Annotated in this window: 4 protein-coding genes; 1 reads left to right on the top strand and 3 read right to left on the bottom strand. The window is 53.9% G+C overall.

Annotated elements, in window-relative coordinates:
- The 3 genes from TA5113_RS17245 to rfbC form a co-directional block, all read right to left on the bottom strand.
- On the bottom strand, positions 1-165 hold a 165-nt coding region (locus tag TA5113_RS17245; protein ID WP_258953938.1), incomplete at its 3' end, for a sugar nucleotide-binding protein.
- Positions 162-1,214, bottom strand: coding sequence for a dTDP-glucose 4,6-dehydratase (rfbB, locus tag TA5113_RS12860; protein ID WP_058316543.1), 1,053 nt, complete (start codon positions 1,212-1,214; stop codon positions 162-164). The genes rfbB and TA5113_RS17245, both read right to left, overlap by 4 nt.
- Before the next feature lie 3 nt (positions 1,215-1,217).
- Positions 1,218-1,769: a dTDP-4-dehydrorhamnose 3,5-epimerase gene (rfbC, locus tag TA5113_RS12855; RefSeq protein ID WP_058316542.1), complete on the bottom strand. Its 552-nt coding sequence runs from the start codon at positions 1,767-1,769 to the stop codon at positions 1,218-1,220.
- Positions 1,770-2,177: 408 nt separating this feature from the next.
- On the opposite strand from rfbC, the gene TA5113_RS17240 reads away from it, so the two are divergent.
- Positions 2,178-2,382, top strand: a 205-nt coding sequence (locus TA5113_RS17240) for a metallophosphoesterase (protein ID WP_258953928.1), incomplete at its 3' end; no start/stop codon positions are given.

Genomic DNA, 2,382 nt, shown 5'->3' with positions numbered 1-2,382 from the left:
GGCGGCTGCGTTGATGACGGCGCTGGGTTTGATTTTTTGGATGATTGCGGCGCATGCGTCTGGATCGGTCAAATCAGCACTGTCACGGCCCAACGCGGTGACCTCTGCCTGCCGCTGCAATTCTATCGCTACCTGACCGGTTTTGCCGAAGATCAGAATGCTCATGCCTTGGTGCCCAGCCGTTCACCGACCCCCTGGCGATCTTGCAGTGCGCGCCACCAGTTTTCATTGTTCAGATACCATTCCACCGTGCGGCGCAGGCCTTCTTCAACGGTGACCGACGGACGCCAACCCAGTTCCTTGCGAATGCGTTGCGGGTCGATGGCGTAGCGCGCGTCATGGCCCGGCCGATCTGCGACGAAGGTGATCTGTTCTGCGTAAGACTTTCCGTCTGCGCGGGGCTGCAGCTCATCCAGCAGATTGCAAAGTGTTTGGACCAATTGCAGATTGGTGCGCTCGTTTTCGCCGCCGATATTGTATGTCCGTCCGATTTCGCCCTTTTGCACAACCAGCAGCAGCGCATCCGCGTGGTCTTCGACATAAAGCCAGTCGCGAATGTTGGAGCCGTCGCCGTAGATCGGCAGCGGTTTCCCTGCGAGGGCGTTCAGGATCGTAACCGGGATCAGTTTTTCGGGGAAATGGAAGGGGCCGTAGTTGTTAGAGCAATTGGTCAGCACGACCGGTAGGCCGTAGGTTTCGCACCACGCGCGCACAAGGTGATCTGAGGCGGCTTTGGACGCAGAATAGGGGCTGCGCGGGTCGTAAGGGGTGTTTTCCGTGAACATCACCTCTGGATCGCTTGGCAAGCTGCCATAGACTTCGTCTGTCGAGATGTGATGGAAGCGGAAATCGTCTGGCTTGCCTTGTTTGATCCAATAGGCGCGGGCGGCTTCCAGCATATTGAAGGTGCCGGTGATATTGGTTTCGATGAAATCTTTCGGCCCGTCGATGGAGCGATCCACATGGGATTCCGCGGCCAGATGCATGACTGCGTCCGGTTTGTGGGTGCTAAAAACCTGATCTAACGCGGCGCGGTCACGGATATCGATTTGCTCAAACGCGTAGTTTGGATTGTCTGCGATGCTTTCCACATTTGCCAGACAACCGGCATAGGTCAGGGCGTCAACATTCACCACTTGATGTCCGTCGCGAATGGCCTGACGCACGACGGCTGATCCAATAAAGCCTGCTCCTCCGGTGACGAGAATTTTCATCGCTTAATCCTCGTACTCAAAAGGGCTGTCAAAATTCGCCAGCGCGACGGCGTTTTTGTCTTTTTCAGACAGGTGCGCAGCACCGTTTAATGGCCAATCGATTTCGCAGCTGTCCCAATGCACTGCGCCGTCACTTTCCGGGGCGTAATAGTCTGTGCATTTGTAGATGATCTCGGTGTCAGGTTGCAGGGTGACAAACCCATGTAGAAAGCCTTCTGGGATCAGAAGCTGTTTTCCATTGTCAAAGCTCAGTTCTTCGCCGACCCATTGGCCATAAGTCGGGCTGCCGTTGCGGATGTCGACGGCCACGTCAAATAGCGCGCCGCGTCCGCAGCGGACCAATTTGGCCTGAGCATTTGGCGGGGCTTGGAAGTGCAGGCCACGGATGGTGCCGACTTCGGTGGACAGCGAATGGTTGTCTTGCACGAAATCAAAATCCAAGCCCGCCGCTGCCATCTGTTTCTTGTTCCAACTCTCGCTGAAAAAGCCGCGCGCATCGCCGAAGCGTTTGGGGGTGATGCGAAGCACATCCGGGAGTGAAGTAGGTTCAATCATGGTTATATTTCTGCTCGGCCGTCTTGTGACTTCTAGTGTTTGTCATCTTGGTACATGATTTGGGTTTTGACGCCAATCTTTGTGCCTCATGATTGATCGATCGTTGAAAAATGACGAAGCGGTGCAAACTTAAGTGACGTCTTTTTCGTATTTGGACCTTGGCAGGATAAAGCGAATGTATACACCTTTTGTCCAAGGGGTGCGCATTAGGTTGAACCTTGCTAAAATCAAACGCGCGAGCAGAGGATTTAAATACCAAGAAAGATGACTGCACTGTTGGGCCGACTCTTTGGAAAAAGCGCTGCGAAATCTGCGGATCCTACAGATGTAGAGTTTCCTCCAATTGCTGTTGATCGCCCTTTCGCGGCGATTGGTGACATACATGGTTGTGATGATCTCTTAGGGAGAATGCTGGATAAGCTCGCTGTCGAGGCTCCAGACGCGGAGCTGGTCTTTTTAGGGGACTACATCGACCGTGGCGAACAGAGCGCTCAAGTATTGCGTAGACTCATGGCACTTGACGATGCTTCCTTTTTGCTTGGCAATCATGAGCGCATGTTCCTGAATTTTATGGATGACCCGAAAGGGAAGGGCGCTCGATGGCTCGACTATG

The organism is Cognatishimia activa, from assembly GCF_001458335.1.
Classification (GTDB): domain Bacteria; phylum Pseudomonadota; class Alphaproteobacteria; order Rhodobacterales; family Rhodobacteraceae; genus Cognatishimia; species Cognatishimia activa.
This window is presented reverse-complemented; position numbering and strand designations above follow the sequence as displayed.